Source organism: Aerosakkonema funiforme FACHB-1375 (genome assembly GCF_014696265.1).
GTDB lineage: Bacteria > Cyanobacteriota > Cyanobacteriia > Cyanobacteriales > Aerosakkonemataceae > Aerosakkonema > Aerosakkonema funiforme_A.
The window spans coordinates 1-5,495 of the sequence record NZ_JACJPW010000215.1 but is presented as its reverse complement, the minus strand read 5'-3'; the positions used below and the strand labels follow the sequence as shown (position 1 = coordinate 5,495).

The 5,495-nt window shown below is 48.0% G+C and carries 5 protein-coding genes and 1 tRNA gene; 2 read left to right on the top strand and 4 right to left on the bottom strand.

Translation table 11 applies throughout. The features are described 5' to 3' along the window. Window positions 1–162 precede the first annotated feature (162 nt). Together prmC and H6G03_RS36795 are read right to left on the bottom strand one after the other, a co-directional pair. Window positions 163–1,104 (bottom strand): peptide chain release factor N(5)-glutamine methyltransferase, encoded by a 942-nt coding sequence (prmC, locus tag H6G03_RS36800; protein WP_190475839.1) that lies wholly within the window; start codon window positions 1,102–1,104, stop codon window positions 163–165. A 42-nt stretch (window positions 1,105–1,146) separates the two neighbouring features. Next, on the bottom strand, window positions 1,147–2,025 hold the full coding sequence (locus tag H6G03_RS36795; protein WP_190475837.1) for a Tic22 family protein: 879 nt from the start codon (window positions 2,023–2,025) through the stop codon (window positions 1,147–1,149). Window positions 2,026–2,431: 406 nt separating this feature from the next. Between H6G03_RS36795 and H6G03_RS36790 the strand changes: the two genes are divergently transcribed. Then, window positions 2,432–3,736 (top strand): ABC transporter substrate-binding protein, encoded by a 1,305-nt coding sequence (locus H6G03_RS36790; RefSeq protein ID WP_190475843.1) that lies wholly within the window; start codon window positions 2,432–2,434, stop codon window positions 3,734–3,736. 2 nt (window positions 3,737–3,738) lie between these two features. Here H6G03_RS36790 and H6G03_RS36785 read toward each other — a convergent pair. Together H6G03_RS36785 and H6G03_RS36780 are read right to left on the bottom strand one after the other, a co-directional pair. Continuing rightward, window positions 3,739–3,812, bottom strand: a tRNA-Pro gene (locus H6G03_RS36785). 178 nt (window positions 3,813–3,990) lie between these two features. Beyond that, complete coding sequence (locus tag H6G03_RS36780) at window positions 3,991–4,518, bottom strand: GNAT family N-acetyltransferase (protein ID WP_190475835.1); 528 nt, start codon at window positions 4,516–4,518, stop codon at window positions 3,991–3,993. A 225-nt stretch (window positions 4,519–4,743) separates the two neighbouring features. Between H6G03_RS36780 and H6G03_RS36775 the strand changes: the two genes are divergently transcribed. Next, a complete protein-coding gene (locus H6G03_RS36775) occupies window positions 4,744–5,466 on the top strand; it encodes a hypothetical protein (RefSeq protein ID WP_190475841.1) in 723 nt (240 codons plus the stop codon). Window positions 5,467–5,495: the final 29 nt, after the last annotated feature.

Here is a 5,495-nt window from a genome sequence, read left to right as displayed (position 1 = left end):
ATTGAGAATCAGAAGTGGAAACCAGGGACTTGACGGCGATTAAAATCGCCAGGTGCGTTTCATCCCCATGTCTAAAGCCAGGGGCTTTCACGCACGGTTTTCGGTAACCGGACACGATATGACTCTTTTAACAGCGAATTGACGCATGAAAAGCGTAGAATATTAACAGCGATAAGCCAAAGCAAATCGATTGACTCCCTCTAAATCTGAAAATATCTGAATTTCACAATAACTTCCCTGACGTTCCAGCAACTCGGCGACAGCATCCGCCTGTCCTGCCATCATTTCAATCAACCATAAACCACCAGGACGCAAATATTCCGGTGCTTTTTCTACCAAGTGACGAATGCAATCCAAACCATCAATTCCACCATCAAGGGCGAGGTGCGGTTCGTGTTTGGTTACTTCCGCTTGCAGACTTGGCAGCATCTCCCTGGGAATATAAGGTGGATTCGATATCATACCACTCAGCTTGCCTTTGAGATGTTCCAAAGGCTCAAACCAGGAACCTCGATAAAAATTAATTCTATTAGCAAATCCCAAAGTTTGGGCATTCTCGCGAGCAATATCCAGAGCGGCTGCGCTTTTGTCTACAGCATGAATAGTAGCATCCGGAAAGGCATCTGCCAAACCGATCGCGATCGCACCACTTCCAGTTCCCAAATCTGCCCAATGGGGCAAAGCGGGAGAGCGGGAGAGCGGGAGAGCGGGAGAATAGCTATTACTTGAATAGTCCGGTCTTTTGACAGATGCGATCGCCAAATCGATCAGGCACTCCGTCTCCGGACGGGGAATTAGAACTGCTGGTGAAACCTTCAGTTTAAAATGTCGCCAGGGAGCGATACCAGTTACATATTGTACTGGCAAGCGCTCTTGCAGACGCCGTTGCCACAGCTGGTTTAACTCCGGTAGCGGCAACTTTAATTTAATTTTCGGCCAATCCTTGTACGATTCTAAACGCAGCGTCAAGCGATCGAGCCCAGCTACTTCCTGCAACATCCAATCCACTTCTGTCAGCGGGACATCAGCTGCTTTAGCCGCCGCCAAAGCATTCTGACGCCACCGCCACAGTTCTAAACCCGAAACACTTCGATCGTCCGCCATCGCTAAATGACTACTCGCATCTCACAGATCGCCCTTGACAAATTAGCGATTTTGCTGTCTATTTGCAGGTGCCGATTGATTATTGTTGCGAGCAGGCGCACTATTTCCCCGATTAGCGGGACGATTTTGATTTTGGGGGGAAGATTGTTGTTGGAGCGATCGCAAAAATTGTCTAGCCTCCGGAGGGGGAACCAACATTAATTGGTTTAGCCAGGGGTCATTCTTGCTCAACAAAGTCTGAATCACCCCTTCCAAATTCACCACCTGAATATCAGCATTAGAAGCTTGTTGGGGATTTTGTTGCTTAAACTGATTCAGCATATTCTGGGCATCTTCCTTGCTGAAAAATACCGGAATAATCTGCTGTTCGCCCATTTCTGGAACCTGCATGGTGATGTATCCTTTGTCTGGCCCACCTCTGGCAATAAACAAAGGTACCCCATCAAAATTCTTATCCTGCTGACCGCTCTGGCGCAACAGCGCCAACGCCGAATCTACCTGTTGCTGCACCGGCACCACATCAAACACCAAACGTTCTGACTGGTTTTTATTCTCTTGCGCCCGCTGGTACAATTCTCCTAGCGACCTGGGTATTACCTGCATATTTCTTCCCAGTTCCGGTCTTTCAGTTCTCAGCTTGTTCAAAAAAGCCTGAGCATCCTGCTGGCTGACAAAAATGCGAGCTACAGAAACATTGTTCTGCGCGTTGGCACCATTCCCGCCCTGTTGATTATTGACGCGACCGACCAGCAGTTCGCCAGATTGTGGATTGGCAACAATAAATACTGGTATCGGTCTGAGCTTTTGGACAATTTCCTCTTGCGTTAAGGCAAGCGCCCTCAGATTGTCAACAAACAAAGTGCTTAATAGAGTGCTGCCAATCAAACCCAGGGTTGCACCCCAGCGAAAAATTGATTTCATAACCTCTCCTGAAATAATGCCATATTAGAAAAAATTGCACAGCGCTTAACTAGGTATACTATCGCAATCATTTTTAATTGGAATGTAGTGGCTGTTTAGTTTTTAGTATTGACACTCCTCAGCTAAGCTAAGCTGTGCCAGGGATATTGCTTTATTTCACATAGCTCCCAGTCTGCTTTATCCTAGCGCGGTTAATAGTGTAGCAGATGCCGATTTTCGATAAATTTTGCTGTCAAGATTTTCGCTGTGAGATTTTTTTGGTAGGATTTATAATTTTGGCTGATTTGACATCCTCCCGCTGCTAATCGCATATTGTGGGATATCTGTCTTGGTTGACTCTGCGATCGCACCAAGAGTTCCAAAATGCAAAATGACTGTAAATCCTTATTTTTCCCTCTTTGACGTTATGCAGAAATACAAACAATCTATCATCGCAAAGGCGAGTCGGTTGTCCGTAAAACGGACATTAGCAAAACTTACCGCAGGCATTGCCCTGCTACTGCTTCCCTCTGCCTGTCAGACTCAAAATAGCAGCGGTGGAGTTAAGATTGGCACCCTCTTACCCATCACCGGAGACTTATCTCAGTTTGGTTCTCCCATGCAGGATAGCGCCAGCCTTTTGGTTAAAACAGTTAACGGCTGTAACGGTGTTTTGGGTAAGCCTGTACAACTAATCTCGGAAGACGATCAAACTCAACCCGCCGCCGGTGCAGCAGCAATGACTAAACTAGCAGAAGTGAATCGCGTTGCCGGTGTGGTGGGTGCTGCTGGCAGCGCCGTTTCCAGCGCCGCCATTGATATTGCCGTTCGCAATCAAGTCGTGCAAATTTCTCCTTCCAGTACCAGTCCGATTTTTAGCGAAAGAGCAAAAAAAGGCGATTTTAAGGGGTTTTGGTTCCGCACCGCACCGCCGGATACATTTCAAGGTGAAGCACTGGCAAAATTGGCCAAAGCAAGAAAATTCCAGTCTGTGGCGGTTATGGCTATCAATAACGATTATGGCAAGGGCTTGGCCCAATCTTTTATGACAGCGTTTGAAGCTTTGGGTGGCAAAGTGGTCAATCGAGATAAACCCGTTCTATATCCTCCCACCGCTTCCACTTTCGAGTCAGAAGTAGGGGCGGCTTTTGGGGGTAGTCCGGATGCTGTATTGCTAGTTGGATATCCAGAAACTGGTAGTTTAATCCTCAAAGCTGCTTACCAACAGGGATTGCTGGGAAAGAAAACGCAAGTTATCTTAACTGAGGGTATGAAAGATGCCAAAGTACCTCAGTTGGTCGGGAAAAATACAGCCGGTCAATATATCGCGGCTGGCGTTATTGGCACAGCTCCCAATACGCGAGGGCCAGCTTTGGCAGCGTTTCTCGATCGCTACAAAACCGCTTTCAATCGCGAACCTGGAATTTTTGACGCCAACACCTGGGATGCAACTGCGCTTCTGCTTCTAGCTGCTGAAGCTGCCAAATCTCCCAGCGGTTCTGCCATCAAAGACAAAATCCCAGAAGTTGCCAACCCACCTGGACAACAAGTCACTGATGTTTGTCAAGCTCTATCCCTAATTCGCGAGGGCAAGGATATCGATTATCAGGGAGCTAGCAGCAGCGTGGACATCAATGCCCAAGGAGATGTGACGGGCAGTTACGATGTCTGGACGATTGACAGTACCGGTAGTATCAAGGTACTGGAGACGATCGCTGTGAGTGGGTCGTAAAATCGGGATGAGAGGATTTGAACCTCCGGCATCCTGCTCCCAAAGCAGGCGCGCTACCAAGCTGCGCTACATCCCGACGCGCAGATTTTATTATAGCTGACTTTTTGGCAATTGGGGGCAAAGGATGAAAAATTTTATCTAGGGCGTCAGGATTAGAGGCTGGGGGCTAGGGCCAGAAGGTCGTAAAATCAAGGGTTTCCAGAACTCAGAACCTCTTAACCGACTTTTATCGGTTGCGAAAGTGAGTATTTTACTCAGTTAGGATACCAAAACATTCCCTTAATACCTTCCGGGTCAGAAATAAATCCCAGACCGCGATAGAAATCTAGGACATGAGGATCGGCAAATAAGGTAATGTTGCTAATGTCCTCACTGCGAAGTTTTTTGATCGTAAACTTCATCAACGCCTTTCCCAGCCCTTTGCCTTGGAACTCTGGGTGAACGACCACATCCCAGATGGTAGCGTTAAAGGCATGGTCGGAGGTGGCGCGGGCAAAGCCAATCAAACGGCGGCGGTTGCCTCGCACTTCCCACATGGAAGTAACGAGGAAACTATGCTGAATGGCTTTTTTGACCTTACGCAGCGGGCGGCGCGACCAACCCACCGCATCGCAGAGTTCTTCTAGTTCGTAGAGGTCGATATCCCGATCGGTACTGAAAAAGATACGACCGTTCCGGTTGGCTCGATCGCCATTGACTGGAACCACATCTTCTTCCATTTGGATGGCCCCAGTTGTCGAGGCAGCATCAGAGTCGCTAAACCAGCTTTTCCAAAAACCCATGCAGGCGTGATTATTGTAGTAGTAGTAAGGAAGTTGGATGGCCGTACTAGCTAGTATATCTCTCGTCTTCCCCTCAGCGATCGACTGATTTTACCAAATTGGTCGATCGGCAGACGGCTGTTACTGTGCAGCCATCTGTAGGAAATTAGTCGATCGAATCGATCAAATGTTGAAATGTACCTTTTTGCTGGCCTTTGACCTGGCAGGCGAGTTTGACCCCAAATGATGGCCCAGGGCTTAAAATCATCTACCCTCGAACTGCTGAAACGCTTTAATCGGTCGTTTCCTCAGTTTTATGAGCAATTTGTCAGCAGTGAGAGCCAACTGCAAAACTTAAGGCTAGCCTATCGGCTCTACAAAAGTAGGCGAGCTGTAATTGAAATGAAACCGGAGGGCAACAAAACTGCTCTCTATTTCGCCTACCGCAATCAGTCTTTCCTACTCAGCGACATTTTTGGTGTGCTGGCTGCCTACGGGCTGACTATCCACAGTCTTAGCCTATACGGTCAGATCCGCCCACCGATGTTGGTGTTTATTAAGCTGGTAGTATCCCGTGGCAGTAAAGCTTTGACTGAGAAAACAGCGGAAAATGTCTGCCGCGCCATTAGAGAGGCGCTGGCAGGGCGGTTTGAGGTGGAAGAAATGTTGGCTGTGGAATTCAATCTCGATGCAGGCTTAGAGCAGGTAGAAACTGACTTCCACATCGATCAGGTTTTCCATTTGCCCGCTCTGCTGATTGAGGCAGATAACCAGCCCGGTTTGTTCTATAAGGTAATGTATGCCATCTGGCAAGAAGATCTGTTGGTAATCAGCGCTAATTTACTCGTATGGCGCGGGCGAACCCGTCTGATTTTATACCTGCTTGGCCCGAATGAAAACATCATTCCAGAATATCTCGGCCAAAAAATAGCGGAAAGTGTACGCTACAGGTTGATGGGCCGGGGCTAGGGGTTAGGCCGTCGGGGCGAGGGAAAGAG